The 24,743-nt window shown below is 73.0% G+C and carries 26 protein-coding genes; 10 read left to right on the forward strand and 16 right to left on the reverse strand.

Translation table 11 applies throughout. The features are described 5' to 3' along the window. Positions 1 to 2: 2 nt before the first annotated feature. Entirely contained in the window at positions 3 to 674 is a 672-nt protein-coding gene (locus AB0N31_RS26635) for a succinate dehydrogenase (protein WP_366061003.1), read from the reverse strand. Between the two features lie 120 nt (positions 675 to 794). On the opposite strand from AB0N31_RS26635, the gene AB0N31_RS26640 reads away from it, so the two are divergent. After that, the gene (locus AB0N31_RS26640; protein WP_366060963.1) at positions 795 to 1,679 is read left to right on the forward strand and encodes a LysR substrate-binding domain-containing protein; all 885 of its coding nucleotides are present in this window, start codon (positions 795 to 797) and stop codon (positions 1,677 to 1,679) included. A 160-nt stretch (positions 1,680 to 1,839) separates the two neighbouring features. Here AB0N31_RS26640 and AB0N31_RS26645 read toward each other — a convergent pair whose 3' ends face one another. From AB0N31_RS26645 to AB0N31_RS26660, 4 genes are all read right to left on the reverse strand, one after another. Then, positions 1,840 to 2,226, reverse strand: coding sequence for a DUF4440 domain-containing protein (locus tag AB0N31_RS26645; protein ID WP_366060964.1), 387 nt, complete (start codon positions 2,224 to 2,226; stop codon positions 1,840 to 1,842). Between the two features lie 50 nt (positions 2,227 to 2,276). After that, positions 2,277 to 4,412, reverse strand: coding sequence for an EAL domain-containing protein (locus AB0N31_RS26650; RefSeq protein WP_366060965.1), 2,136 nt, complete (start codon positions 4,410 to 4,412; stop codon positions 2,277 to 2,279). Beyond that, positions 4,409 to 5,221, reverse strand: a complete 813-nt coding sequence (locus tag AB0N31_RS26655; protein ID WP_366060966.1) for an SAM-dependent methyltransferase — start codon at positions 5,219 to 5,221, stop codon at positions 4,409 to 4,411. Before AB0N31_RS26655 ends, AB0N31_RS26650 begins: the two co-directional genes overlap by 4 nt. Before the next feature lie 323 nt (positions 5,222 to 5,544). Continuing rightward, positions 5,545 to 6,528, reverse strand: coding sequence for an SCO0930 family lipoprotein (locus tag AB0N31_RS26660; RefSeq protein ID WP_366060967.1), 984 nt, complete (start codon positions 6,526 to 6,528; stop codon positions 5,545 to 5,547). Positions 6,529 to 7,463: 935 nt separating this feature from the next. Between AB0N31_RS26660 and AB0N31_RS26665 the strand changes: the two genes are divergently transcribed. The 3 genes from AB0N31_RS26665 to AB0N31_RS26675 all read left to right on the forward strand — a co-directional run bounded on the left by AB0N31_RS26665 (position 7,464) and on the right by AB0N31_RS26675 (position 9,184). Continuing rightward, positions 7,464 to 7,592, forward strand: coding sequence for a hypothetical protein (locus AB0N31_RS26665; RefSeq protein ID WP_366060968.1), 129 nt, complete (start codon positions 7,464 to 7,466; stop codon positions 7,590 to 7,592). A 21-nt stretch (positions 7,593 to 7,613) separates the two neighbouring features. Then, positions 7,614 to 8,378, forward strand: coding sequence for a hypothetical protein (locus AB0N31_RS26670; RefSeq protein WP_366060969.1), 765 nt, complete (start codon positions 7,614 to 7,616; stop codon positions 8,376 to 8,378). Between the two features lie 269 nt (positions 8,379 to 8,647). After that, positions 8,648 to 9,184, forward strand: coding sequence for a hypothetical protein (locus tag AB0N31_RS26675; protein ID WP_366060970.1), 537 nt, complete (start codon positions 8,648 to 8,650; stop codon positions 9,182 to 9,184). A 100-nt stretch (positions 9,185 to 9,284) separates the two neighbouring features. On the opposite strand, the gene AB0N31_RS26680 is transcribed toward AB0N31_RS26675, so the two are convergent. Then, positions 9,285 to 9,689 carry a hypothetical protein gene (locus AB0N31_RS26680; protein ID WP_366061004.1) on the reverse strand — a complete coding sequence of 135 codons (405 nt, stop codon included), beginning with the start codon at positions 9,687 to 9,689 and terminating at the stop codon, positions 9,285 to 9,287. An 876-nt stretch (positions 9,690 to 10,565) separates the two neighbouring features. On the opposite strand from AB0N31_RS26680, the gene AB0N31_RS26685 reads away from it, so the two are divergent. Then, a complete protein-coding gene (locus AB0N31_RS26685) occupies positions 10,566 to 11,237 on the forward strand; it encodes a class F sortase (RefSeq protein WP_366060971.1) in 672 nt (223 codons plus the stop codon). 139 nt (positions 11,238 to 11,376) lie between these two features. Here the strand turns inward: AB0N31_RS26685 and AB0N31_RS26690 are convergent, their stop codons facing one another. Together AB0N31_RS26690 and AB0N31_RS26695 are read right to left on the reverse strand one after the other, a co-directional pair. Further along, positions 11,377 to 11,676: a hypothetical protein gene (locus AB0N31_RS26690; RefSeq protein WP_366060972.1), complete on the reverse strand. Its 300-nt coding sequence runs from the start codon at positions 11,674 to 11,676 to the stop codon at positions 11,377 to 11,379. Between the two features lie 131 nt (positions 11,677 to 11,807). Next, on the reverse strand, positions 11,808 to 12,647 hold the full coding sequence (locus AB0N31_RS26695; RefSeq protein ID WP_366060973.1) for a polysaccharide deacetylase family protein: 840 nt from the start codon (positions 12,645 to 12,647) through the stop codon (positions 11,808 to 11,810). Between the two features lie 282 nt (positions 12,648 to 12,929). On the opposite strand from AB0N31_RS26695, the gene AB0N31_RS26700 reads away from it, so the two are divergent. Next, positions 12,930 to 13,391, forward strand: coding sequence for a universal stress protein (locus AB0N31_RS26700; RefSeq protein ID WP_366060974.1), 462 nt, complete (start codon positions 12,930 to 12,932; stop codon positions 13,389 to 13,391). A gap of 12 nt (positions 13,392 to 13,403) precedes the next feature. Here the strand turns inward: AB0N31_RS26700 and AB0N31_RS26705 are convergent, their stop codons facing one another. Further along, positions 13,404 to 14,534, reverse strand: a complete 1,131-nt coding sequence (locus tag AB0N31_RS26705) for a CapA family protein (protein WP_366060975.1) — start codon at positions 14,532 to 14,534, stop codon at positions 13,404 to 13,406. A gap of 221 nt (positions 14,535 to 14,755) precedes the next feature. Between AB0N31_RS26705 and AB0N31_RS26710 the strand changes: the two genes are divergently transcribed. From AB0N31_RS26710 to AB0N31_RS26720, 3 genes are all read left to right on the forward strand, one after another. After that, positions 14,756 to 15,304, forward strand: a complete 549-nt coding sequence (locus AB0N31_RS26710) for a sigma-70 family RNA polymerase sigma factor (protein WP_366060976.1) — start codon at positions 14,756 to 14,758, stop codon at positions 15,302 to 15,304. A 149-nt stretch (positions 15,305 to 15,453) separates the two neighbouring features. Continuing rightward, positions 15,454 to 15,966, forward strand: a complete 513-nt coding sequence (locus AB0N31_RS26715) for a hypothetical protein (protein ID WP_366060977.1) — start codon at positions 15,454 to 15,456, stop codon at positions 15,964 to 15,966. A 150-nt stretch (positions 15,967 to 16,116) separates the two neighbouring features. Further along, positions 16,117 to 16,773 (forward strand): zf-HC2 domain-containing protein, encoded by a 657-nt coding sequence (locus AB0N31_RS26720; protein ID WP_366060978.1) that lies wholly within the window; start codon positions 16,117 to 16,119, stop codon positions 16,771 to 16,773. Here the strand turns inward: AB0N31_RS26720 and AB0N31_RS26725 are convergent. Continuing rightward, on the reverse strand, positions 16,770 to 16,925 hold the full coding sequence (locus AB0N31_RS26725; RefSeq protein ID WP_366060979.1) for a hypothetical protein: 156 nt from the start codon (positions 16,923 to 16,925) through the stop codon (positions 16,770 to 16,772). The genes AB0N31_RS26720 and AB0N31_RS26725 overlap by 4 nt on opposite strands. Before the next feature lie 31 nt (positions 16,926 to 16,956). Further along, entirely contained in the window at positions 16,957 to 19,062 is a 2,106-nt protein-coding gene (locus AB0N31_RS26730) for a SpoIIE family protein phosphatase (protein WP_366060980.1), read from the reverse strand. A gap of 128 nt (positions 19,063 to 19,190) precedes the next feature. Between AB0N31_RS26730 and AB0N31_RS26735 the strand changes: the two genes are divergently transcribed. Then, a complete protein-coding gene (locus tag AB0N31_RS26735) occupies positions 19,191 to 20,612 on the forward strand; it encodes a lipase maturation factor family protein (protein ID WP_366060981.1) in 1,422 nt (473 codons plus the stop codon). Here AB0N31_RS26735 and AB0N31_RS26740 read toward each other — a convergent pair. The 5 genes from AB0N31_RS26740 to AB0N31_RS26760 are packed head-to-tail and all read right to left on the reverse strand — an operon-like array spanning position 20,600 to position 24,693. Further along, the gene (locus AB0N31_RS26740; RefSeq protein ID WP_366060982.1) at positions 20,600 to 21,439 is read right to left on the reverse strand and encodes an amidohydrolase family protein; all 840 of its coding nucleotides are present in this window, start codon (positions 21,437 to 21,439) and stop codon (positions 20,600 to 20,602) included. The two genes, AB0N31_RS26735 and AB0N31_RS26740, sit on opposite strands and share 13 nt — an antisense overlap. Then, complete coding sequence (locus AB0N31_RS26745) at positions 21,436 to 21,594, reverse strand: hypothetical protein (protein ID WP_366060983.1); 159 nt, start codon at positions 21,592 to 21,594, stop codon at positions 21,436 to 21,438. The genes AB0N31_RS26740 and AB0N31_RS26745 overlap by 4 nt, the downstream gene beginning before the upstream one ends. After that, a complete protein-coding gene (locus AB0N31_RS26750; protein WP_366060984.1) occupies positions 21,591 to 22,601 on the reverse strand; it encodes an aldo/keto reductase in 1,011 nt (336 codons plus the stop codon). The genes AB0N31_RS26745 and AB0N31_RS26750 overlap by 4 nt, the downstream gene beginning before the upstream one ends. Continuing rightward, positions 22,598 to 23,353 (reverse strand): SDR family oxidoreductase, encoded by a 756-nt coding sequence (locus tag AB0N31_RS26755; protein WP_366060985.1) that lies wholly within the window; start codon positions 23,351 to 23,353, stop codon positions 22,598 to 22,600. The genes AB0N31_RS26750 and AB0N31_RS26755 overlap by 4 nt, the downstream gene beginning before the upstream one ends. Further along, on the reverse strand, positions 23,332 to 24,693 hold the full coding sequence (locus tag AB0N31_RS26760) for an enolase C-terminal domain-like protein (RefSeq protein WP_366060986.1): 1,362 nt from the start codon (positions 24,691 to 24,693) through the stop codon (positions 23,332 to 23,334). Before AB0N31_RS26760 ends, AB0N31_RS26755 begins: the two co-directional genes overlap by 22 nt. Positions 24,694 to 24,743: the final 50 nt, after the last annotated feature.

Raw genomic sequence — 24,743 nt, forward strand, 5'->3', positions numbered from 1 at the left:
GTTCAGCTCACCACTCCGGTCATGACGCCCACGGGTACGGCGACGAAGCCGGCCGTGAGCAGCAGCGCGAGGACGTTGGCCGTGGTCTTCAGGGCGCGGTCGCGGGTGCGGCTGCCGGCGCCCAGGGTCTGGGCGGCGCTCCAGAAACCGTGCCGGATGTGCAGGCCGAGGGCGAGCATCGCGACGATGTAGACGGCGTTGCCGTACCAGGTGGAGAAGGTGTCCACGACGTTCTGGTACGGCCGGCCCTCCTGGAAGCCGCCGGGGTGCGCGGTGCCGGTCGTCAGGTCGAGGAGGTGCCAGACGACGAACAGGCCGAGGATGATCCCGCCCCAGCGCATGGTGCGCGTCGCGTAGCTCGCCCGCGGCTTCCTGTGGACGTACCTGGTCGGGCGGGCCCTGAGGTCGCGGCGGCTGAGCTGGTAGGCGGACACGGCGTGCGCGCCGACCGCGACGACCAGCACGACCCGGATCAGCCACAGCGTCCACTCGTAGTGCATGAACGGCTCGCCGACCGTGCGCAGCCAGTGCGCGTAGTGGTTGAACTCGCCCGGCCCGAAGAAGATCTTCAGATTGCCGATCATGTGGGCGACGAGGTACAGCAGCATGACGATCCCGCTGACGGCCATCACCGTCTTCTTGCCGACGGAGGAGTGCCAGACGGTGCGCGCCATGGACGACCGTCGGTCCGTCCGCGTTGCCAGAGCCATGGAACAGGACGCTAGGGCCGAACGACCCCATCAGTCCAAGACATGGTAGACCTCGTTTCCATAGGCAGGAACTATCATGGCTGGATGCAGTTCCAGCAGCTCCAGTACTTCGTGGCGGTCGCCGAGACCCGGCACTTCACCCGGGCCGCCGAGCTGGTCCACGTCGCCCAGCCCTCGCTGTCGCAGCAGATCAAGGCGCTGGAGCGGGAGCTGGGAGCCGATCTCTTCCAGCGGGCGCGCGGGAACATCACGCTCACCGACGCCGGTGAGGCGCTGCTGCCCCTGGCCCGCCGGATCCTGGCGGACACGGAGACGGCCCGGTACGAGGTGCAGGAGCTGGTGCAGCTGCGCAGCGGCCGGGTGCGGCTGGGGGCGACGCCCAGCCTGTGCACCGGGCTGCTGCCGGACGTGCTGCGCGCCTTCCACGACCGCTATCCCGGCATCCGGCTGATGATCGAGGAGGGCGGCTCGCACGACCTGGTGCGGGAACTGGCCCGCGGCGCGCTCGACCTCGCCCTGGTGGTGCTCCCGCTGCCCACCCCCTCCCCCGCGCTGACGACGGTGGAACTACTGCGGGAGGACCTCGTGGTGGTGTCCTCGCCGGAGGCGCCCCCGCCGGGACGCGGGCGTCGGGCCGTGCGGATCGCCGACCTGGAGGGCGAACGCCTGGTGATGTTCCGGCACGGCTACGACCTGCGTGAACTCACCGTCGCCGCATGTCGCGCCGAGGGGTTCGAGCCGGACTTCGCGGTGGAGGGCGGGGAGATGGACGCGGTGCTGGGGTTCGTGCGGGCGGGGCTCGGCATGGCCGTCGTGCCGCGGATGGTCGCCGCGCGGTCGGGGCGGGGCCTGCGGGTCACTCCGCTGGTCCGGCCGGGGTTGCACCGGGTGATCGCGCTGGCGCACCGCAGTGACGTGGCCCCGCCTCGGGCTGCTCGGGAGTTGCAGCGGATGCTGCTGGAGCGGTAGGTGCTGCGCCGCTTGTGCGGGGTGTTTGTGCGGGGGTGCCTGTGCGGGGGGAGTGCTTGTACGGGGGTGTTGTCGGAGTGCGGGTCGGCCGGGGCGGGGTGCGCGGTTCCTCGCGCCCCTGAGGGGCTGCGGGTTCCCCGCAGCCCCGGGTGGGGTGTCGTCAGGGGACGTCGGGGGGTACGGGGGTGGCCTGGTGGTGGTACATGCGCCAGCCCGTCCGTTCGTCCTTCTTGCGCCACAGGGAGCTGCGGCGGGCCCGTCGGCCGGCGAAGCGGGTCTCATAGGTGAGGTGGACCAGGCCGGGGGCCAGGAGGGTGCCGGTGATCGCCGTCGGTTCGTAGCGGGGTCCGGTCGGGGAACTGCCGGGGTGGTCGGAGAGTTCGGCCACCGTCTCGGCGTACGTGTAGTACCGGCCGGAGGCCCCCACCTCGGTGAACTCGGGGTCGAGCAGGCGTACGGTCTCGGTGCGGGAGGAGCGGACGGCGGGGTCCATGAGGCTCAGTTCGCCGGCGATCGCCGCGGCGACGTCGTCTGATTCCTGGGTCACCCGCACATGATCGCGTGTGACCCCGCCCCTCCCGCAACCGGGTTGTGCCGTCAGCCCGTGGCGTCCACCAGGGCCAGCTCGTGGAGGCGGTCCGGCGGGCCGGGACGGGCGTAGTACCAGCCCTGGGCCGTGTCGCAGCCCAGTATGCGCAGCTGCTCGGCCTGGGCGCCGGTCTCCACGCCCTCGACCGTGACCGCGAGGTCCAGGCTGTGGGCGAGCGAGACGATCCCCTCGACGATCTTGAGGTCGACGGGGTCGGCGGGGAACTGCTGCATGCTCTGGGTGAAGGAGCGGTCCAGCTTGAGGACGCTCACCGGCAGCCTGCGCAGGTTGGCGAGGTTGGAGTAACCGGTCCCGAAGTCGTCCAGGGCGATGTCGACACCCATCTCGGCGAGCCGGCGCAGCGGCTTCAGGAGGTCGTCGTCGGCGCCGATCAGGGCCGACTCGGTGACCTCCAGACAGAGCGCCTCCGGTGTCACGCCCGCGCGTTCCAGGATGTCGACCGTGTCCTGCACCAGCCCGGGGTGGGTGAGCTGGCACGGCGAGAGGTTGACGTTGATCCGCAGCGGGCCGGTGTCGCCGCTGCGCCGGCGCCAGTCGCGGACCTGGCGCACCGACTGCTCCAGGACCCAGCGGCCGAGCGGCACGATCAGCCCGGTGTGCTCGGCGAGCGGGATGAACCGGTCCGGGCCGAGCACCCCGTGCTGCGGGTGCAGCCAGCGCACCAGCGCCTCCGCGCCGCGCACGCTGCCGTCGCCGAGGTGGACGAGCGGCTGGTACTCGATGAAGAACTCGCCCCGCTCCAGCGCCGCCGGCAGGGCCGTCGTCAGACCGTGCCGGGTGATCGCGCGGGCGTCGGCCTCGGGGTCGGCCAGCTCGAAGCGGTTGCCGCCGGCCGACTTGGCCCGGTACATGGTGATGTCGGCGCTGCGCAGCACCTCCGCCGGGCTGCGCTCCCCCGCCGGGCCCTCCACGATGCCGATGCTGCCGCGCACGGTCAGCTCCCGGCCCTCGATGCGCACGGGCGCGACCAGGGCGTTCATGATGCGCGCGGCGAGCTCGTCGACCTCGCGGTGGGTGTCGGGGCCGGTGGTCAGCGCCACGAACTCGTCGCCGCCGAGCCGGGCGACCATCTCGCCGGGCGCGGTGGCGCAGGACTGGAGCCGGTCGGCGACCTCGACGAGCAGCCGGTCGCCGGCCGCGTGCCCCAGGCTGTCGTTGATGGTCTTGAAGCCGTCCAGGTCCAGGTAGCACAGGCCGAAGCGCTGGCCGTCCCCGGCGGCCAGGACCTTCTCCAGGCGTTCGAAGAACAGGGTGCGGTTGGGCAGGCCGGTGAGCGCGTCGTGGGTGGCCTCGTAGCGCAGCCGGAGGTTGAGCAGCCGGCGCTCGGTGGTGTCCTCCATCAGCGCCAGTTGGTACTGCGGCCGCCCGTCGGGGTCGCGCAGCAGCGAGACCGTGAGGTTGGTCCACAGGACCGTTCCGTCGGGGCGGTAGAACGCCTTCTCCACGTGGTAGTGCTCGCGTTCGCCGCGCACCAGTTCCTCGTAGAGCCGCCAGACCTGGGGGGCGTCGTCGGCGTGCGTCCACTCGCTGACGTTGCGTCCGCGCACCGCCTGCTCGCCACCGCCGAACATGCGCACCAGGGCGCCGTTGACCTCGAGGATGTTGCCCTCCAGGTCGGCGATGCCGATCCCTATCGCGGCGCCCTCGAAGACCGCGCGGAAGCGGGCCTCGCTGGCGTGCAGCGCCTGCGCCACCACCCCCTGGGCCCGCAACGCGGCCTGTGCGATGGCCTCCTGCTCGGCCAGCGTGCGCTCGCGCAGCGCGTGCGCGAACCCGGCGGCCATGGCGTGCTGGAGCCGGGAGCAGCGGGTGCGCAGGTCCTCCTGGGGGCCGTCCTCGCCGCAGTAGAGCACCAGGTAGGCGTCGATGCAGTCCAGGCTGCGGGCGAGGGCGTCCGGGTCGGTGCAGTGGGTGCCGACGAGGGCGGCCCCGACCGCTCCGGCCGCCTCCGCGTCGAAGTTCCTGGCGCGCAGCGCCTCGCTCAACCGCCTGGCCAGCGGCAGCAGTCGTTCCTCGAACTCCGGCCGGGTCAGCGACGTGGAGGTGACCGGGAAGACCGCCCGGCTCCAGATCGTCGCGAACCGCCGCAGTCTGTCCTCCGGCCCGTCCTGCTCGGCGGTCACGAAGTGCGCCCCACGCCCGCGAAACCGGAGAAGGCATACGGGTCCTCGTCCTCCGGTGCCGTCTCCGGCCGCCAGTGCGGCATCGGCACCAGTCCCGGTTCCACCATGTCGTACCCCTCGAAGAACCGCGCGATCTCGTCACGCGAGCGCATGACCAGCGGGTTGCGAATGTCCTTGTACACGTCCACCGCGCCCTCGGCCCGCCCCTGCGGCAGGGGGATTCCCTCGTACGAGGCGTGCGTGAGGACGAGCAGGCTGCCGGGCGCGAGCGCGGCGCTCAGCTCGGCGACCGCAGCGTACGGGTCGTCGGCGTCTTCCACGAAGTGCAGTATGGCAACCAGCAGCAGCGCCACGGGCCGCTCCAGGTCGATCAGTTGCTCCACCTGGGGGCTGGCGAGGATCTCCCGCGGCTTGAGCAGATCGGCGGCGACGACGCCGGCGTCCGGGTTCTCCCCCAGCACCACCTGGCTGTGCGCGACGGCGACCGGGTCGTGGTCGACGTAGACGACGCGGGCGCCGGGACGGGCCGCCTGGGCCACCTCGTGGACGTTGCCGAAGGTGGGGATGCCGGAACCGACGTCCAGGAACTGCGTGATGCCGGAGTCGGCCGCGTAGCGCACCGCACGGCGCATGAAGGCCCGGTTCGCCTGCATGATCTTGGGGAGTCCCGGCATGAACTCCATGGCCCTGCGGGCCGCCTCCCGGTCGACCTCGAAGTTGTGCGAACCGCCCAGGTAGTAGTCGTAGATCCGCGAGACACTGGGCACGGAGATGTCGATGCTCCGTGGGGCCCAGGCGGGACGATCCATCTATCTCTCCAAGGCGTAGGCGATCCGGTGTTCGAGCAGAGGCTACTGATCGCCCGCCAACAGGGCGAGCAGAAACGGAAATTGACCGTCCGTTCCCGGTCACTGCCTGCGGCACGTGCCGAAATGACATACCCGAATGTGCTCACGAAAAGTACCCGATGCGCTCCGGAGCGTTCCCGGGCCGTTCGAACACGGCGAAGTCGCCCGCACACGGCGGGTGAGGGAAAGTGCCGCCCGCAGCACAGGGGTCCGCCCCCTCCGTGCGGCGCGGAGGGGGCGGACCGGGGTCGCACGAGCGGGGATCAGCCCCGCGGAGGTGATCCCTACTGTTTCGGCGCGCCGACCAGCTTGCCGTCGGGGGCCACGGCGTACCAGGTGCCGCCGACGCCCTGGCCGTTGATGTCGCCGGGGGACTTGTCGCCGGAAAAGGTGTAGATCGGCGAGCAGTTGACGGTCATCTGCTTGACGCCGTCGGGCCGGGTGAAGCTCATCAGGCCCTTCTTCTGAACACCCTCGGTGTCGTTGGTGGCGACCGGGGCGACGGCCGGCCACTTCTCGAGGCAGGCGCCCAGGCACGCGGTCACCGGCTTCGGCCACGCCTTGTCCTTGACGAAGCGGTAGACCGTCATGCCGTTCTTGTCGACGACGATGTCGCCGAGGTTGGGATCCTTGCGCACGGACAGACCGGGCGCGGCGGCGGAGCCGGAGCCGGAGGCCGACTTGGCCTTCTTGCCGTCGGGGGCCAGCGCGAACCACTTGCCGTTGACGCCCTGGCCGTTGGTGTCACCGGCGTTGGTGTCCTTGGCGTAGCGGTACACCGGCCAGCCGTCGACGGTCAGCTGCTTGCTGCCGTCGGAGCGGGTGACCTCGCCGAGCAGCGACTTGTCGATGCCGTCGCCGGCGGTGGCGTCGTCGGCCGGCACAGGCGGCCAGGTCGTCGCGCAGTCGCCGTCGCAGTTGGACTTGGGCGGTTCCGCGGTGTCCGCGTCGAAGCGGTACAGCGTCATGCCGGCGGCGTCGATCACCACCTTGCCCAGCTCGGCGTTGGCGGAGACGGCGAGCTGGCCCGCCGTATCCGCCTGCGCGCCGCCCGCGCCCGCGGCCGCCGGCGCACTCGCGCTGGGGCTGGTGCCCGCGCCGACGCTTCCGTAGCCGGTGCCCACCCCCGCGACGGTGCCCGCCGGGGCCGTGACACCCACGTTCTGGCTGGACGCCGCGGTACCGCCTTCCTGACCGCACGCCGTCGTCAGCGCCAGAACAGACACAGCGCTCGCCACGAGTGAGGCGCTCCGCCAGGAGGTCTTCATCTTCAACTCCCCGATCATCCCAAGTGTGTTGCAACGCCCTGCTGCGCCGCCGCACGGCCATGGGTACGCACGGCGGGGGGTGTCGTGTTCAAAGGCGGCGCGAAATTCTTTTCGCCACCTGTGCCGTCGCCCCCTTCGGGCCGCCTCCTCGGCACCGGCACACGCGGTGCACCCGCGAACGAGCAAGCGCGGCAGGCCCGCACTCGTGCGCGGTCCACCCGCGCACCACCCTGTGCGCACCAGCGCGTGCACATCACCGCGTGCACACCACCGCACGCGGTCCACTCACACGCGGTCCACTCGCACGCGCGTGCGCGCAGTCGGACGTGCGAGCGCACCCCGGGCAAACCTCGCGCGGCGGGCTTCCCCCGTTCGGGGCAATCGCCCCACGCGCCGGCGTGTACCCGCGCGCGAGGCCCCATGATCTCGTCGTGCATGGATCCGAACCGACCCGATCCGCCCTGCTGACCAGGGCGTTGACCCTGGTGACCGTGGCCTGGATCCTCATGGCCGCACCGGCCGGGACGGCCGTGGCCGACGCCTGCGCGTACGCCTCGACGGGCCCGGACGGCACCGAGGCGGTGGCGGTCGCGGGGAACCTCGGCTGGCCGGCCCCGCCGGGGTGCCCGACACCGACGCCGCCGGAACCCGAACCCCCGCCACCGCCACCGCCACCGCCACCGCCGAAACCGACGCCACCCCCTCCGGAACCGACGCCACCGGCGCCGAAGCCCTCACCGAAACCGCCCCCCGAGCCGGCGCCGGAACCCACGCCACCGCCGGCCCCACCGTCCCGGGCACGGCCCGAGCCCCCGCGGCCCGCACCGCCGAAGCCCGCGGCCCTCCTCCCGCCGCCGCCCTCCGCGCCGAAACCCCGTCCGAAGCCCACGCCCGCACCGCCGCTCACCCCCACCCCGCGGCCGTCCGCGTCGCCCGTGACGTACCCGGCCCACCACGCACAGCCACGCCGGGCGCCGGTCCGGCACCACCAGTCGCCGGTCGTGTACGTCCTGCTCATCACCGCGCCCGCGGTCATCGCCGTCGCCGCGCTGCGGCCCCGCTGACGCCCCTCCAGGAGGCATCTCTTGCCGGAATGGCTTGTTCTCACCCTCGCGATGGTCGCCGCGTGCGTGGTGGTGATCGCCGTCACCTTCGTCCGGCACCGCAGGGTGTCCGACGACGAGGACCCGTCCGAGACCCCGGACGTCATCGAGTACATGACGATGTGGATCGGCGTGGTGTACGCCATCGTCCTGGGCCTGGCGATCGCCGGCGTCTGGGAGGCCCGCAGCGTCGCCCAGGACCACGTCCAGGCGGAGGCCCAGTCGCTGCACGAGATCTCGGAGCGGGTGCGGGTGTACCCGCCCGGCGTCCGGGACCTCATCCGCGGGGACGTGGACGCCTACGTCGGCCACGTCGTCACCACCGAGTGGAAGGCCATGGCCGACAAGGGCGAGGTGACCGAGCGGGGGGACGAACTCCTCGAACGGCTCCGCGTCGACCTCACCGACCACCGGCCCGCCTCGGACTTCGAGGCCCAGGCCTACCAGCCGCTCCTCGACCAGATGGCCGCCGCCGACCAGGCCCGCAACAACCGGGCCGGCTCGACCGGGGCGACCATGCCCGGGGTGGTCTGGTTCGGGCTGATCACCGGCGCCGTCGTCACCGTCGGCATGGTCTTCGCGCTCCAGATCCGCCGCACCACCCGGGAACTCGTCCTGGCGGGACTGTTCTCCGCGCTGATCGCCTTCCTGCTGTTCCTCGTCTGGGACTTCGACGCGCCCTACAGCCGGGGCATCGCGGCGTCGGCCGAGCCTTTCCTCCGCCTCTTCCCCGACGCCGGGGACTAGGGACTTCTCGTTCGGGCCGGACCCCGCGAGCCCGGCCCGGCCCGGACGAGGGGCCTATCCGCACCGACCGGGCGACGGCGGGCGACACGCCGCTTCCGTCCCCCGGTCGCGGGACCCACGTCATCCTTCCGGCCCACTCGCTTGCCCCATTCGCGCGACAGGGATCGCGGGAGCGCACACATGTTCCTAGCGTTTCGGTCATCGAGGCGCATATGACGACACGCGCGGAGAAGAACCGCGGCTGCTCCTCGGAAACCGGAGGACACCTCATGCACGCGATACGCGCCGCCTCGGCCGCACTGCTGGGCCTCGGCGCCCTGGCCCTCCCCGCGCAGCCCGCCGTCGCCGCCGACGGCGGCGGCACCACCCCGTTCGGCTTCAGCGTGCTGCCGTCGACGATCACGGCGGGCGGCCAGGTCACCCTCCGGATCGACCGGAGCAACGGCGGCTGCAAGGGCGACGTCACCATCACCTCGGGGATCTTCGACTCGGTGCGCATCGCCGCGCACCGCTCCTCGACCACCACGACGGTCGACTTCGACCTCAAGGTGGGCGCGGTGTACCGGGTGACGTTCACCTGTGACGGCGCCAGCGGTTCCACCGGGCTGACCGTCGCCGGCAGCCGACCGGTCACCCCCACCCCGGTGCCCGACGCGGTCCCGCGCGCCGTGCGGGCCGGTGCGGGCGGGACCGTCGCCGGGTTCGACCTGCGGGAGGTCGGGCTCGGCGCGGCGCTCGTCGCGGGGTCGGTCGGTGCGGCGTACCACTTCTCGCGCCGGCGGGCGGGCGAGGACGGCGGCGCCTGACGGCACCCGTGCGGCGGGCCTTCGCCCCGGTCCCCGAAAGGGAGGGGGCGAAGGCCCGTGACGTGCGGCGGCCGCGGTCCGAAGGGTCCGGAGAGGGGCGTCAGACGCGGCGTTCCGCACGCCGGCGCATCCAGAACACGCCGCCGCCGATGACCGCGGCGGCCACCAGCCCGCCACCGATGGCCACGTCGGTCGGGGTGGCACCGCTGGAGCTGCTGCCGCCGAGACCGCCGCGGACGCCGCCGATGACGGTGAAGGCGGTGGGGTTGGTGAGGGTACGGCCGTTGCAGTTGACGGTGATGCTGTGCGAGCCGGGGCGCGCGTTGCTGTTGACCGTCGCGGTGCCCTGCGCCGTGTGGTGGGCGCCGTTGACGGGCCTGAGGTTGGTCGTCCGGAAGGCGTCCGAACTCATGGTGCCGCCGCCTCGGCAGCCGTCGACGGTGACGGTCAGCTGACCGCCGCGGGGGACGACCCTGGGCAGCGCGACGATGTTGCTCGGGGAGATTCCCCCGTTGCCGCCCCCGCCATTGCCACCGCCGTTGCCGCCGTTGTTCCCTCCGTTACCACCGTGACCCCCGCCGTTGTTTCCCCCGTTACCACCGTTGCCCCCGCCGTTGTTCCCTCCGTTTCCGCCGTTGTTCCCTCCGTTTCCGCCGTTGTTCCCTCCGTTTCCGCCGTTGTTCCCTCCGTTTCCGCCGTTGTTCCCTCCGTTTCCGCCGTTGCCCCCGCCGTTGTTCCCCCCGTTACCACCGTTGTTTCCTTCGTTGCCCCCGCCATCACCCCCGCCGTTGCCGCCGTTGTCACCCCCGTGACCGCCGTTGTTCCCCCCGTTGCCGTTGTTCCCCCCGTTGCCGTTGTTGCCGTTGTTCCCGCCCCAGTTGTCGTTGCCCGAGTGATTTCCGGCGTTGTCGTTTCCGGAGTCGACCCAGTTGTTGTCGTTCTGGCTGCCCGGGTTGGGTGGCATACCGTCCGCGACGGCCACGGGGGCGGCGAGCCCGAGGACGGCGACCGCTGTGGCCGCGGCCGCCAGGGCGCGTGAGTTTCGCATGTGATCCTCCGCGGAAGGCGCCCCGGGGCCCGTCCCCGGTCTGTCGGCGAGAGAGCGCCTCCCGAATCGACCCTCAGATGCCGTGCACGGGCCCGCATTTCGGGAATGGTCCGTCCTGGTGAGAGGACACGCCGAGGGGAATGCGCGCAACCGGATATCGTCGCAGGTCACGGGCCGCCAGAAAATTCCTGTGCGCGGCAACTCGGATGGCGGACCGAAGGACACGCGAGCCACCCGTTCGCCGCCGCCCCGTCGCCGGTTCCCGTTGCGGGACTTAGCGTTCTCGTATGCGCGAAAGGACGTGGCGACGGCCACGTCGAAAGGGGATGGCGAATGTCTGGGTACGAGCTGTCCGGAATGGCGGAAGAGGAGGAGCGACCGAAGAAGCGCGCTCCTTGGGGCGTGATAGCGCTTGTTCTGCTCACCGGGCTCGCGCTCATCCGGAACGGTTCGGGGGAGTTCGACGCGGGCCCGCCGCAGCCCGCCTCCGCGGCGGCGGCCGACGCCCGTGCGGCCCAGGACACCCTCGGGAAGACCGTCCAGGCCCTGCCGTTCGCGGAGCCCGACCGGGTCCGGATCCCCGCCATCCGGGTCGACGCCCCGGTCATGCAGGTCGGCCTGGACACGGACGGCTGGGTCGGCGCGCCGCCCCCGGAGGACCCCAATCTGGCCGGCTGGTTCACCGGCGCCGTCTCCCCCGGCGAGAAGGGGACCGCGGTCGTCGTCGGCCATGTCGACAACATGCAGGGGCCGGCCGTGTTCTACGGCCTGGGTGCCCTGAAGAAGGGGAACCACGTCGAGGTGACCCGCCGGGACGGGAAGACGACGGTGTTCGAGATCTACGGCGTCGAGGTCTTCGAGAAGAACAACTTCCCCGGCGACCGCGTCTACGCCTCCAAGGGCGCCCCCGAACTCCGGGTGATCACCTGCGGTGGCGGTTTCTCCAAGGCGAACGGCTACGACGGCAACGTGGTCGCCTTCGCCCGCCTGGTCGAGGTCCGCTGAACGGACCGCCGACCGGGCGGGCGGCCGCCCCGCGGGACCTCAGCCGGCCGGGCGGGCGCCGGGCCCAGGCGGCGACGGCGGAGGCGGCTTCACCGGCGAAGCCCCGGTCCCGGGTGGGGGGCGAAGCGGTAGAAGAGGTTCAGGATCCGCGTGCCGTGCAGTTCCATGGGCTTGATCCCGCAGAAGCCGAGCGGTTCGGCCAGGTCGTGGGACCGGACGACCCCGTGCCCGTACCCGTGCCGCCCCCACTGGTCGTCCCAGCCTGGAAGAGCGCCTGCGCCTCCTCGTACCGGTGCAGCGCGCCGGAGGGGTTGTGCGCGCAGGTCCGGGGGCCGCTGTGGAGGGCGAGGATCGCGTCGACATCGGCGGGTTCCGGGCGCCGCAGCGACAGACGGGCGGTCAGCAGTTCCTCGGCCGCGGGGCGGAGAGCGTCGCTCATGCGGGGACCGTAGACCGCTCGGCTCACCGGCCGGGGCCTCGGGACGGCCTCGACCGGTACCGCTACGGCCAGGGTGGGGCGCCAGAGTCTCTCGTTCGGATCGGGCCGCTCCCTGATCCAGACGAGGGGCCCTACGTGCGCTGCCGCTGCGGCACCGTGATGTGGTAGCCGGAGTCGAGGAGTTGGGGCAGGTAGCGGCGCAGGGCCCGCACGCTCTGGGTGCGGTCACCGCCCGCGTCGTGGGAGAGGACGACGACGCCGGGGGCGGCGCCGTTCTCGACCCGGCCGACGATGGTGCCGGTGCCCGGCGTGGTCCAGTCCAGGGTGTCCACCGTCCAGGCCAGGGGCTCCATGCCGAGTTCGGAGCCCAGTTGGAAGGCGGCGCGGTTCCAGGCGCCGTAGGGGGCGCGGAACCAGCGGGGCCGCTCTCCGTAGGCGTTCTCGATGACCTCGCTGGTGCGGGTCATCTCGGAGCGGATCTGACGGTGTGTCATTTTCGTGAGCAGGGGGTGGGACCAGGTGTGGTTGCCGACGGTGTGTCCCTCGTCGGCCATCCGGGCCAGCAGGTGGGGGTGGTCGGCGGCCATCTCCCCGCACACGAAGAACATCGCGTGGACGCCGTACTCGGCCAGGGTGTCGAGGATGCCCGGGGTGTAGCGGGGATCGGGGCCGTCGTCGAAGGTGAGCACCATGGTGCGGCCGCGGCCGGTGATCCGCAGCAGCGGTTCGCGCCGCACGGGGGTGCGGGCCGTGGTGCGCGGGGGGCCGTAGCCGGTCAGCGGCTGGAGGCGGTAGGCGGAGGGTTCCATCGGGAGGCGGTACGCGGGGGCACCGGCCGCCGGGGCACCGGTGCGGGCCGGTGCCCCCGCGCCCGTCCCCCACGCCAACAGAGAGGCCGTCCCGGCCGCGCCGACGGTGGCGGCGCCGGCGAGCAACGCCCCGCGCCGCGTGAACAACTGATCCTTCTGCATGTGTCATCAGTCGCCCGGCCGGAGACCGACGCACCACAACGCCACCGCCCCGGCGGCACGAATCCACCCGCTCGGCGCAGCAGACCGGGGACGCCGAAGGCGCCGGGACTGCCGCAGGCGCCCCCGGCGGCGTCCGGCACCCGGCCGGGGAAGCCGCTTCCGGGCGGCCGGGCCGGGTGTCCTCGGCGGGGGCGGCCCCGTCAAGGCGCTCGGGGCTGCGGCCGCGGGAGACCGCCGGGCCCGCGCGGCGGTGGGACCTGCGGGTTCCGATAGCCTCTCGTCGTGACGGAACAGCACCCTTCCCCGTTCGAACGGGGCACGGACGGCCCGAAGGTCGTCCTCGTCGGCGTGGACGGCTCCGATCCCTCGCTGCGCGCCGCGGCCTACGCGGCCGGTCTGGCCCGGCGCCAGGGCGCCCTGCTCGCCGTGGTGTACGTGCAGCCGGTGATGGCGGCGGGCGCGGCGCTCGGGGCGCCGGTCGCGGAGGCGACCGACGAGATCGCCCAGGACATCGTGGCGCAGATCCGGGAGGCCACCGAACGGACCCGGGGGATATTCGACGTGCGCTGGGAGTTCCACACCTTCCAGGGCGACCCGTACAACGGGCTGGTGAAGGCCGCGGACCAGCTGAAGGCCGACGCGGTGGTGGTCGGCGCCTCCGAACAGGCCGGTCACCGGATCGTGGGGTCGGTGGCGGTGCGGCTGGTGAAGGCGGGGCGCTGGCCGGTGACGGTGGTGCCGTAGCCGGCGCCTCCCCTACTCCCCCGTCACCAGCCCGTCCTGGGCCGCTCCCCGGCTGAGCACGAGGTCGCGGATGCGGTCGCGCACGCCCCCCACGTCGGCACCCTGGGCGAGGGCCTCGTCGAGGTCGACGACGCGGCCGGCGTCGAGGTCGAACAGCCCGGGGACGAAGGCGGCCCTCGTCACCTCCCAGCGGGCGCCGGGCCGGGCGGGCGGGGAGAAGGTGAAGCGGGCGACGCTGGACTGGTTGGCGCGCGGGTCGACGACGCCTGCGCTGTTCGGCGTCTCGCCGGCCACCTGGTCCCCGAGGCCGTAGACGACCCAGGTGCCGTTGACCTTCTCGTACGCCTGTGGGACGTGTGCGTGGCTGCCGAGGATCAGGTCGATGTCGGGGCGCCCGCCGGTGCGGGAGGCGGTGAGGGTCCTGGCGAGGGCGAGCTGCCGGTCGTCCGGGGCGTCCTGCCACTCCGTGCCCCAGTGCAGGGAGACGACGACCACGTCGGCGCCGGCCCGGCGGGCGTTCCGGGCATCGGCGACGATCTTGTTCTCGTCGATCAGGGAGAGCGCCCAGGGCTGTCCGTCGGGGAGCGGCCGGCCGTCGGTGTCGTAGGCGTAGGCGAGGTGGGCGACCTTCGCGGGGCCCGCGTTCAGGAGCGGGACGGCGGCGGCCTCGGCCTCGGAGCGGGCGGTTCCCGCGTGCCGTACGCCGGCGCCGTCGAGGGCGTCCAGGGTGCGGCGCACACCGCCGGGGCCGTCGTCGAGGGCGTGGTCGGAGGCGGTGGAGCAGCCGTCGTAGCCGGTGGCGGCGAGGGCCGCGGCGAGCCGGGGCGGGGAGGCGGCGGCCGGGTCGGCGGCGACGCGGACGGCCTCCAGCTGACAGAGCGCCAGGTCGGCGCCGGTGACGACGGGTTGGATCCCGGCGAACATCGGGCCGAAGTCGTGGCCCGTGCCGCCGGCGTCGAAGCGGGCCCGGTCGATGACCGAGGCGTGCGGGACGATGTCGCCGGTGGCCACGAGGGTGAAGCCGCGGGTCGGCGCGGGGGCGGGGTGTCCGGAGGCGGGTTCGCGGTCGTGGGCCTGGCAGGCCGCGGCCGCCGCGAGGAGGGCCGTGAGGGCCAGGGCCACCTGGTGTCTGCGCGCGATCACTGCATCACCCCATTGCCCATGACTCGTCGTATTTACGCATGTATCACTACTAATCCATGTGCGGACGCGTACGGCCCCGGCGCTCCCGCCGCCGGGGCGGATGCGCGCGATCGGCGTAGCCCGGACCGTTCGTCGAACCGTTCGTCGACGCGATCGACCGTCCGCCGCAGACCCTTGTGCGCCCCCTGTCCCGAACCGGCGCCCTGGGGTGCCATACGCGCATGACCGCCGGGACCACCCTCACCGCCAGGACGACGACCGCCGAACACGAACTCGCCGCGCTCCAGCGTGAGCACGGCCGGCCGCTCTTCGCGCTGCTGCTGAGGCTGTGCGACGGAGACCGCCAGCGCGCCGAGGACCTCGTCCAGGAGACCCTGGTGCGCGCCTGGCAGCATCCCGAGGCCCTGCGCACCGACGCCTTCGACTCCGTACGGCCCTGGCTGCTCACCGTCGGCCGGCGGCTCGCGATCGACGCGCGGCGGGCCCGGCAGGCACGGCCGGCCGAGGTCGGGGACGCGGTGCTGGAGAACGCGCCGGTCTGCGGCGACCACGCCGACCGGGCCGCCGCGGCGCTCGACGTCCGCGAGGCTGTGAAGACACTCACTCCGGAACACCGTGAAGTCCTGGTGCTGGTGTATTTCCGAGGGGCGAGCGTGGCGGAGGCCGCCGAAACCCTCGGCATCCCGCCCGGTACCGTGAAGTCCCGCGCGTACTACGCGCTGCGCGCCCTGCGCCGGGTGCTTCCCGGTTACGCGCCCGACCTGGGCTGAAACCCACGGTCGAGTCAAACCTCCGTAAAGCGCCTTGCCGTGGACCCCGGTTGAGTAATCGGGTGTCCTTATCCGTGTTCCGGATGGGGCCCGGTCGCCGGTTTTCCGGCGCCGAAGGAAGCGCACGCACCGGAGGAAGGCAGGAAGGGATGCTGCACAGAGGTCATCAGAGCACGGACGGCACCGACGGCGGGGAACTCACCGTCCCCATGGCCTGGTTGTACGCCGAGTACATCGCCGACGAACTGCTGCGGACCGGCGATCTCATGCCGCCGACGTCCTTCGAGTTCCGCGCCGGGCGGGACGCCCTGGCACTGACCGTCTTCCTGTCCGACACCGACGGCGAACTGCCCGGGATCCGGGTGGTCACCCAGCTGGAGACGTGGCTTTCGCTCACGGCGTACGACCAGCCCTGGCAGGACTGGGTCGCCGGACGTATGTCACAACTGACCGCCGAGGCGGCCGAGTCGGAAGGACCCGACCCCGATCTGGAGCTGGCGTCGGCCGCCTGGCGCTGGCTCGAGGAGACCGAACTGCTCGCCCCCGACCTCGACGCGGTGCCGGACGGCGCGCCGGCCGGCGAGGACGAGGGACCCAAGGTCTGGACGCCCGCCTGGCAGCTCGGTCTGCCCCTCGGGCACCTCGCGATCCATCTTTTCTAGCTTTTTCGCATCCGGACCAATCCGCGGGCCGGACCGCTCCGAACGTCTGGGTCACGATTCGGTACGGGACTTGAGTGATTCCGCTGCCTGGTCCGTACCGGTGGGAGCAAGGAGTAACCCCACTGGCACTCAACGGCGCGAGGTTTCGGCATGAGGTCCCTGGAGAGGCATCGCGACGTCGGCGCGTACGCGCTGGGTGTGCTGGACGAGGCGGAGGCCTTCCGTTTCGAGGACCACCTCATGGAGTGTCCTCGCTGCGCGGCGGAGGTCACCGAGTTCGGTGCCACCACCCGCCAACTGATGCTGTACCGGAGGGCGACGCCGCGCGCCGTGCATCCCTTCGCCGGCCCCGGCCCGCAGCTCCTCGACCGCCTCCTCCACGAGGTCGCCGCCCGGCGCCGGGCCGTCGGACGCCGGCTGCTGTACGCCGTGGCCGCGGCCGTCGTGGCCGCCGTCGCGGGGCCGGTGCTCGCCATGACGGCCGCCGCCGGCGGTGAGGAGCCGGCGCGGGTCGTCGCGGCGACCGACCAGAGGTCGGGCGTGTGGGCGCAGGTGACGTCCGAGGACGAACTCTGGGGCAGCCAGGTCGAACTCAAGGTGAAGGACGCCGCGGGCCCGCGCGCCTGCCATCTGATCGTCATCGGCCACGACGGCTCGGAGGAGACCGTCACCAGCTGGATGGTCCCCGACCACGACGCCCGCCCCAACACCATGAAGGGCGGCGCGACCATGCGGACCGACGAGATCGCGCGCTACGAGGTGCGGACGATGACCGGCGAGACCCTCGTCGTGCTCAAGCCCCGCTAGCGGCGCGGGCCGCGGACCAGCGGGTGCAGCACGAACCGGGCGACGGGACCGACCTCACGGAGTACGTCGGAGAACTCGGTGTGCTCACCCCGCTCGGCATCTCCCTGATCACCGCCGTCCTCGCACGCTTCCCCCTCGAAGAGTTCCGGCACACGTCCGGGGTGCCGTCGGCGCGCCCGGTGTTCAGGTCGGCTCCGGCACGCCGAACTCGCACCACACGCACTTGCCGCCGCCGCGGGCCTCCACTCCCCACTTGTCGGAGAGCAGGTCGACCAGGAGCAGACCGCGGCCGGAGACGCCCGAGTCCCCGGCCTCGCGGCGACGCGGCAGGGCGCTGGAGGAGTCCTCGACCTCGACGCGCAGTCGGCGGCCGACACCGGCGAGGAGGCGCAGGGTGACGATGGCGGCGCCCTCGGTGTGCATGAGGGCGTTGGTGATCAGTTCGTCGGCGATCAGTTCGACGTCGTCGGAGCGTTGCCGGGCGCCCCAGGAGCGGACGGCGGCGCGGATCATGTGCCGGGCGTGGGTGAGTGCCTCGGGGTCGCCGGGCGCCACGTGCTGCTGGAGCCGGCTGCCGGCCCGGGAGGCGTCCGTGCCGTACCGGCGGAGCAGGAGGAGGGCCACGTCGTCGTCACCGCCGCGTTCCTCGGCGACGTCGATGAGCCGGTCGGCGAGTTCCCGTACGTCGTCGGGGCCGGTGGCGATCAGCTCGGCGAGGGCGCGCATGCCGTCGTCGAGGTCGGTGCCGGGCTGTTCGACGAGCCCGTCGGTGCACAGCAGCAGGGTGTGGCCGGGGCCGAGTTCGAAGGTGGCGACGGGGTAGTCGAGGCAGCCGAACTCGGCGGACAGGCCGAGCGGCAGTCCGCCGGGGACGGAGAGGCGCCGGCAGGTGCCGTCCGTCGCGCGCACCAGCGGGTCGATATGGCCGGCCCGGACCATCTGGACGACGCCGGTGGCCAGGTCGGCCTCGGCGTAGAGGCAGGTGGCGAAGCGGTCGGTGTCGAGTTCGTGGAGGAAGACGGAGGCGCGGGCCATCACGGTGGCCGGGGTGTGCCCTTCGGAGGCGTACGCGCGCAGGACGATGCGCAGCTGGCCCATGACGGCGGCGGCGTGCGTGTCGTGGCCCTGGACGTCGCCGATGACGGCGCCGACCCGGCCCCCGCCGGAGGGGGTGCCGCCGGGCAGCGGGATCAGGTCGTACCAGTCGCCGCCGATGTCGCGGCCGTGGGAGCCGCCGATGGTGGCGGCACGGTAGCGGACGGCGATGTCGGCGCCGGGCACGCTGGGGATGGTGCGCGGCAGCATGGCCTGCTGGAGGCCCTGGGCGATGTCCTTCTCCTGCTCGTAGAACATGGCCCGTTGCAGGGACTGGGCGATGCTGCTGCCGAGGGCGACGAGGATGTTGCGTTCCTCGGGGGTGAAACCGCGCCGGTCGCTGTAGAGCAGGCCCATCGCGCCGATCGGGCGGGCCTGGACGATGAGCGGCAGGTAGGCGGCCGAGGTGATCTTCAGGCCGGTGATGTGCGGCCACAGCACGGGGTAGCCGGCCGCGAACTCGTCGGACGACTCGATGAACCGGGGGGTGAGGGTGCGCACCACCTCGCTCATCGGGTACGGCTCGTCGATCCCGGTGACGAGGGTGCCGGGCACGAAGCTGCCCTGGGGGCCCTCGGCGACCAGCCGGATCCGGCCGGCCTCGACCAGGCCCATGACCAGACTGGTCGCGCCGAGATGGATGAGACCGTGGGTGTCCTTGAGGACGTCGATGACGTCCTTCACGGTCCGGGCGTGCGCCAGGGCGGCGGTGGTGAGCTGTACGACGTTGGTCTGCTCGCGGCGCGCGTCGTCGAGGGCGGCCGCCTCGCGGTGGGCGGCGAGGTCGCGCAGTTCGTCGGTCGCGTCCCGGACGATGCCGATGATCCGGCGGGGGCGACCCGTGTCGTCGCGCCGGATGTAGCCCTGGGTGTGGGTCCAGCGCAGGCCGCCGTCGCGGCGGCGGATGCGGAAGTAGGCGCCGTAGTTCTCGCTGCCGTCCTTGATGGCCTGGGTCACCAGGGTGTCCAGACGCAGGGCCTCGGCCGGGGGAACGCGCGAGGAGAGGCTCTCGGGGTTGCCGTCGTACTCGTCGGGGGTCACGTCGAAGATCTCGTGGGCGCGGGCGTCCATGGCGAACTGCCCGGTGTCCAGGTCCCAGTCGAAGCCGCCCATGCGGTTGAGTGCCAGGATCGGCTCCGAATGGGCCGGCCAGTCCTCCGGGAGGGACGGTGCGCTCGCTCCCCGATCGACCATGGGCCCACCTTGCCAGGATTTGCCCGATTCTTCGACCGGGGGTGGAACACGTGCGTGATGCGGCCCGGCGTGGAACACGGGGTGTGTCAGGACAGGGGCCGGGGGGGACGGGAGAGGAGCGGGCGTTCGTGGAGTGGTTCACCGCACCCGACTACTGGCTGAGCCGGACGGTCTTCCAGCGGGCTCTGGCCTGCGTCTACCTGGTCGCCTTCGGCACGGCGGCGCTCCAGTTCCGGGCGCTGCTCGGCGAGCGCGGAATGCTGCCGGTCGCCCGGTTCGTCGAGCGCGTGCCGTTCCGGCGGGCGCCGAGCGTGTTCCACCTGCGCTGCTCGGACCGCTTCTTCGCCGGGTGCGCCTGGACGGGCTGCGCGGTGTCGGCGGCGCTGGTCGCCGGCGTGGACTCGCTGCTGCCGCTGTGGGCGGCGATGCTGCTGTGGCTGCTGCCGTGGGCGCTGTACGTGTCGATCGTCAACGTCGGCCAGACCTGGTACGGCTTCGGCTGGGAGTCGCTGCTGCTGGAGACCGGGTTCCTCGCGGTGTTCCTCGGCAACGACGAGGTGGCGCCGCCGTTCGTGGTGCTGTTGCTGCTGCGCTGGCTGCTGTTCCGCGTCGAGTTCGGCGCGGGTCTGATCAAGATGCGGGGTGATCCGTGCTGGCGGAGGCTCACCTGCCTGGACCACCACCACGAGACCCAGCCGATGCCCGGCCCGCTGAGCTGGTTCTTCCACCATCTGCCGAAGCCGCTGCACCGGGTGGAGGTGGCCGCCAACCACGTCACCCAGCTGATCGTGCCGTTCCTGCTGTTCACCCCGCAGCCGGTCGCGACGGCCGCCGCGTCCCTGATGATCCTCACCCAGCTGTGGCTGGTGCTGTCGGGCAACTTCTCCTGGCTGAACTGGCTCACGATCGTGCTGGCCGTCCCCGCGCTCGGCCTTCCCGCCGACGCGCCGTCGACGCCGGACGCCCCCCTCTGGTACGTGGTGGTGGTCCTGGCGGTGGCCGCCTTCCTGCTGTTCCTCAGCCACCGGCCGGTGCTCAACATGCTCTCGCGCGGGCAGGTCATGAACCGCTCCTTCGACCCGCTGCACCTGGTCAACACCTACGGCGCGTTCGGCAGTGTGAGCCGGGTGCGCCACGAGGTGGTGATCGAGGGCACCCTCGACGAGGTGCCGCGGGAGGACTCCGACTGGCGGGAGTACGAGTTCCGGGGCAAGCCCGGCGATCCACGGCGCTGGCCTCGTCAGTTCGCCCCCTACCACCTGCGGCTGGACTGGATGATGTGGTTCGCCGCGCTCTCCCCCGCCTACGCCGGGCCCTGGTTCGGCGCGCTGGTGGAACGGCTGCTGGAGAACGACCGGGCCACGCTCCGCCTGCTGCGCCGCTCCCCGTTCCCGCCCGGCGAACCCCCGCGGCACATCCGCGCCCGCCTCTTCCGCTACCGGTACACGAGCCCGCGGGAGCTGCGGGAGACGGGGGCGTGCTGGAAGCGTACGTACGTGCGGGAGTACCTGCCGCCGACGCGGCTGGCGGGGTCGGCTCAGAGGCCGTAGACGCGGGTGGCGGTGGCCTCGAAGACCTGGGCGCTCTCCTCGGCGCTCAGGTGCCCGGTCAGCTGCCTGGCCGTGTCCAGGACCTGTCCGTAACCGGCCGCGAGGGTGCACACCGGCCAGTCCGAGCCGAACATCAGGCGGTGCGGGCCGAAGGCGTCCAGGGCGGCGTCGGTGTACGGCCGCAGGTCGGCGGCCGTCCAGGTGGCGGGGTCGGCCTCGGTGACCAGGCCGGAGAGCTTGGCGACCGTGTTGGGCAGGGCGGCCAGCGCGCGCAGCTCCGCCTCCCAGGACGCGCGGGCGCCGGAGGCGACGGGTGGTTTGCCGAGGTGGTCCAGGACGAACGTGAGACCGGGGTGCGCGGCGGCGGCCCGTACGCAGGCGGGGAGCTGGTGGTCCCGTACGACCAGGTCGTACACCAGGCCGGCGTCGGCGACGGCGGCGAGTCCCCGGCGTACGTCCGGGCGCAGCAGCCACTCCGGGTCGGGCTCGCCCTGGACCTGGTGGCGGATGCCCTTGAGGTGGCGGCCACCGGGAAGTTCCCGCAGCCGGGCGAGTTCGTCACCGACGTCGGGGCGGGTCAGGTCGGTCCAGCCGACCACGCCCACGACCAGGTCGTGCGCGGCGGCGAGGGCGAGGAACTCGGGGGTCTCCTCGGCCACGGTGACCGTCTGCACCAGGACGGTGCGGTCGACGCCGGCGGCACGGGCCTCGGGGGCGAGGTCGGCGAGGGCGAAGTCGCGCCGCAGCGGCCGGAGTCCGGGGCCGCCGAGCCAGTCCTGGTCGCGCACGGACAGGTCCCACACGTGGTGGTGGGCGTCGACGGTCACGGCAGCTCCCGTACGGCGGGCAGGCCCGCGTCGGCGGCTGCGCCCGGGCGGTCGTGCCCGGTGTCGGGCGGCTCGGCCGTCCGGGCCCGCCGGGCCGCGCCGACCGGGAGCCGCCGGCGTGCGGCGCGGCGGCGGGCGTGCCGGGCGGCCCTCATGACGGCTCCCGCGTCGGGCTGTGCGGTGTCTCCTCGCCGGGGACCGGGGCGTCGGGCGGCAGGAGGCCGGTCTCCCGCAGTTCTTGCCAGAGCGCCGGGGGGACCGTGGCCCCGAACCGGTCCGCGCAGTCGTCGGCCTCGGCCGCCGAGCGGGCGCCGACGAGGACGCTCGCGACGGCCGGGTGCGCGGCGCAGAAGGCGAGGGCGGCGGCGCGCAGGGTGCTGCCGTGGCGCTCGGCGACCGCCCCGAGGCGTCGGGCGCGGTCGACCAGCTCCCCGGACGCCGGCGCGTAGTCGTAGGTGGCGGTCGGCTTCGGGTCGGCCAGCAGGCCGGAGTTGAAGGCGCCGCCGATCACGACGGACGTGCCGCGCTCCTGGGCGGCCGGCAGCAGCTCGGTGAGCGCGCTCTGGTCGAGGAGGGTGTAGCGGCCGGCGCACAGCACCACGTCGACGTCGGTGTCGCGGACGAAGCGGGTGAGCAGGGCGGTCTGGTTCATGCCGGCGCCGATCGCCCCGACGACGCCCTCGGAACGCAGCCCCTCCAGTGCGGGGTAGCCCTCGCGGAAGGCCGTTTCGGCGTGGTCGTCGGGGTCGTGGAGGTAGACGACGTCGACGCGGTCGAGGCCGAGGCGGGTCAGGCTCGCCTCCAGGGTGCGGCGGACGCCGTCGGCGGTGAAGTCCCAGACCCGGCGGTGGGTGGCGGGGACGGCGAAGCCGTGGGCGAGGTCGTCGCCGCCCGCCGCCGAGGGCTCCAGTCGGCGGCCGACCTTCGTGGACACCGCGTAGTCGGCGCGCGGGTGCTCGCGCAGGGCGGCGCCCAGGCGGCGTTCGGAGAGGCCGAGACCGTAGTGGGGCGCGGTGTCGAAGTAGCGCACGCCGCGCCGCCAGGCGGCGGCCACCGTGGCGTGGGCCTGTGCGTCGTCGACCTCGGTGTACAGGTTGGCGAGGGGGGCGGCGCCCAGGCCGAGCCCGGTGACCCGGACGCCGCTGCGGCCGAGGGTGTTCACGAGCCCGCCGGACGCAGCCGCAGGCCCTGCATGCCGCCGTCGACGGCGAGGGCGGTGCCGGTGGTGGCGCCGGACAGGGGGCTCGCCAGGTAGGCGATGGCGCCCGCGACCTCGGCGGCGCTGACGAGGCGGCCGCTGGGCTGACGGGCCTCCAGGGCCGCGCGTTCGGCGGCCGGGTCGTCGGCGGCGTCGAGCAGGCGGCCGATCCACGGGGTGTCGGCGGTGCCCGGGTTGACGCAGTTGACGCGGATGCCCTCGCGGACGTGGTCGGCGGCCATCGCGAGGGTGAGGGCGTGCACGGCACCCTTGGTGGCGCTGTACAGCGCGCGCCGCGGCAGGCCGGCGGTGGCCGCGACGGAGCACGTGTTGACGATCGCGGCGTGCGCGGAGGCCCGCAGATGGGGCAGGGCGGCACGGGCCGTACGGACCATGCCGACGACGTTGACGTCCAGGACGTGGTGCCATTCGGCGTCGTCGTTGTCCTCGACGGTGCCCTGGGCGCCGATGCCCGCGTTGTTGACCAGGACGTCCAGGCCGCCCAGTGCGGCGACGGCGGCCGCGACGGCCGCGCGCACGGAGGCGTCGTCGCGGACGTCGGCGCGATGGGCGAGCAGGGGCTCGCCGACGCCCGTCGGGTCCAGGTCGAGGACGGCGACGGTGGCACCGCGCTCGGCCAGCAGTTCGGCGGTGGCCCGGCCGATGCCGGAGGCGCCGCCGGTCACCAGGGCGGTCAGCCCTTCGAAGTCGCGCACGCCGCCTGCTCCTTCCGGCCGAGGGGGTCGGCGGCCCAGAAGGCGCCGCCGGGGTAGGTGTACCGCGCGATCGACTCCGGACGCATGGCGGCGGAGAAGCCCGGCGCGGTCGGTGCCGTGTAGTGGCCGTCCCTGATCACGACCGGGTCGAGGAAGTGGTCGTGCAGGTGGTCGACGTACTCGATGACGCGGTCCTCGGTGGTGCCGCTCAGGGCGACGTAGTCGAACATCGACAGGTGCTGGACGAGTTCGCACAGGCCGACGCCGCCGGCGTGCGGGCAGACGGGCACGCCGAACCTGGCGGCGAGCAGCAGGATCGCGAGGTTCTCGTTGACGCCTCCGACGCGGGCCGCGTCGAGCTGGAGGACGTCGAGGGCGCCCGCCTGGAGGAGCTGCTTGAAGACGACGCGGTTGTGGACGTGTTCGCCGGTGGCGACCTTCACCGGGGCGACGGCGTCGCGCACGGCTGCGTGGCCGAGGATGTCGTCGGGGCTGGTGGGCTCCTCGATCCAGTAGGGGTCGAACTCGGCGAGGGCGCGGGTCCAGCGGATCGCCTCGCCGACGTCCCAGCGCTGGTTGGCGTCGACGGCCAGCCGGATGTCGGGACCGACGGCGGCGCGGGCCGCGCGGCAGCGCCGGATGTCGTCGGCGAGGTCGGTGCCGACCTTCAGCTTGATCTGCCGGAAGCCGTCGGCGACGGCCCCGGCGGCGAGGCGGGTGAGCTTGTCGTCGTCGTAGCCGAGCCAGCCTGCGGAGGTGGTGTAGGCGGGGTAGCCGCGTTCGAGCAGGTGGGCCCGGCGCGCGTCGGCGCCCTGCCGGCCGCGGCGCAGCAGGGCGAGGGCCTCGTCGGGGGTGAGGGCGTCGGTGAGGTAGCGGAAGTCGACCTGCCGCACCAGCCACTCGGGGTCGGCGTCGGCCAGCAGCCGCCACAGGGGTTTGCCGGCGCGCTTGGCCGCGAGGTCCCAGGCGGCGTTGACGACGGCGCCGATCGCCATGTGCATCACGCCCTTCTCAGGTCCGAGCCAGCGGAGCTGGCTGTCGCCGACGAGGTCGCGGCTGAGGGTGCCCGGGTCGGCGCAGAGGTCGTCGACGGACCGGCCGACGACGTGTTCGCGCAGGGCGCCGATCGCGGCGACCTGGACGTCGTTGCCCCGGCCGATGGTGAAGGCGAAGCCGTGGCCCTCGTGGCCGTCGGCCGCGTCGGTGCGCAGGACGACGTAGGCCGCCGAGTAGTCGGGGTCGGGGTTCATCGCGTCGGAGCCGTCGAGTTCCCGGGAGGTGGGGAAGCGGATGTCGTGGGTGTCGACCGCGATGACGCGGGCGGGGTTCGGGGGCGCCATGCCCGCATACTTATCAGACCACTTGCCGTTCCGGGCACCCCTCGGACGCG

Origin of the sequence: Streptomyces sp. NPDC051051 (assembly GCF_040682975.1) — a bacterium.
Taxonomy (GTDB): Bacteria; Actinomycetota; Actinomycetes; order Streptomycetales; family Streptomycetaceae; genus Streptomyces.

Coding starts and splice junctions, on each gene's coding strand:
- AB0N31_RS26640 (WP_366060963.1), top strand. CDS start 795: ATGCAGTTCCAGCAGCTCCAGTACTTCGTGGCGGTCGCCGAGACCCGG.
- AB0N31_RS26715 (WP_366060977.1), top strand. CDS start 15,454: ATGCTGCACAGAGGTCATCAGAGCACGGACGGCACCGACGGCGGGGAA.
- AB0N31_RS26655 (WP_366060966.1), bottom strand. CDS start 5,221: ATGGATCGTCCCGCCTGGGCCCCACGGAGCATCGACATCTCCGTGCCC.
- AB0N31_RS26660 (WP_366060967.1), bottom strand. CDS start 6,528: ATGAAGACCTCCTGGCGGAGCGCCTCACTCGTGGCGAGCGCTGTGTCT.
- AB0N31_RS26635 (WP_366061003.1), bottom strand. CDS start 674: ATGGCGCGCACCGTCTGGCACTCCTCCGTCGGCAAGAAGACGGTGATG.
- AB0N31_RS26730 (WP_366060980.1), bottom strand. CDS start 19,062: ATGGTCGATCGGGGAGCGAGCGCACCGTCCCTCCCGGAGGACTGGCCG.
- AB0N31_RS26685 (WP_366060971.1), top strand. CDS start 10,566: ATGTCTGGGTACGAGCTGTCCGGAATGGCGGAAGAGGAGGAGCGACCG.
- AB0N31_RS26695 (WP_366060973.1), bottom strand. CDS start 12,647: ATGCAGAAGGATCAGTTGTTCACGCGGCGCGGGGCGTTGCTCGCCGGC.
- AB0N31_RS26745 (WP_366060983.1), bottom strand. CDS start 21,594: ATGAGGGCCGCCCGGCACGCCCGCCGCCGCGCCGCACGCCGGCGGCTC.
- AB0N31_RS26710 (WP_366060976.1), top strand. CDS start 14,756: ATGACCGCCGGGACCACCCTCACCGCCAGGACGACGACCGCCGAACAC.
- AB0N31_RS26675 (WP_366060970.1), top strand. CDS start 8,648: ATGCACGCGATACGCGCCGCCTCGGCCGCACTGCTGGGCCTCGGCGCC.
- AB0N31_RS26760 (WP_366060986.1), bottom strand. CDS start 24,693: ATGGCGCCCCCGAACCCCGCCCGCGTCATCGCGGTCGACACCCACGAC.
- AB0N31_RS26720 (WP_366060978.1), top strand. CDS start 16,117: ATGAGGTCCCTGGAGAGGCATCGCGACGTCGGCGCGTACGCGCTGGGT.
- AB0N31_RS26690 (WP_366060972.1), bottom strand. CDS start 11,676: ATGAGCGACGCTCTCCGCCCCGCGGCCGAGGAACTGCTGACCGCCCGT.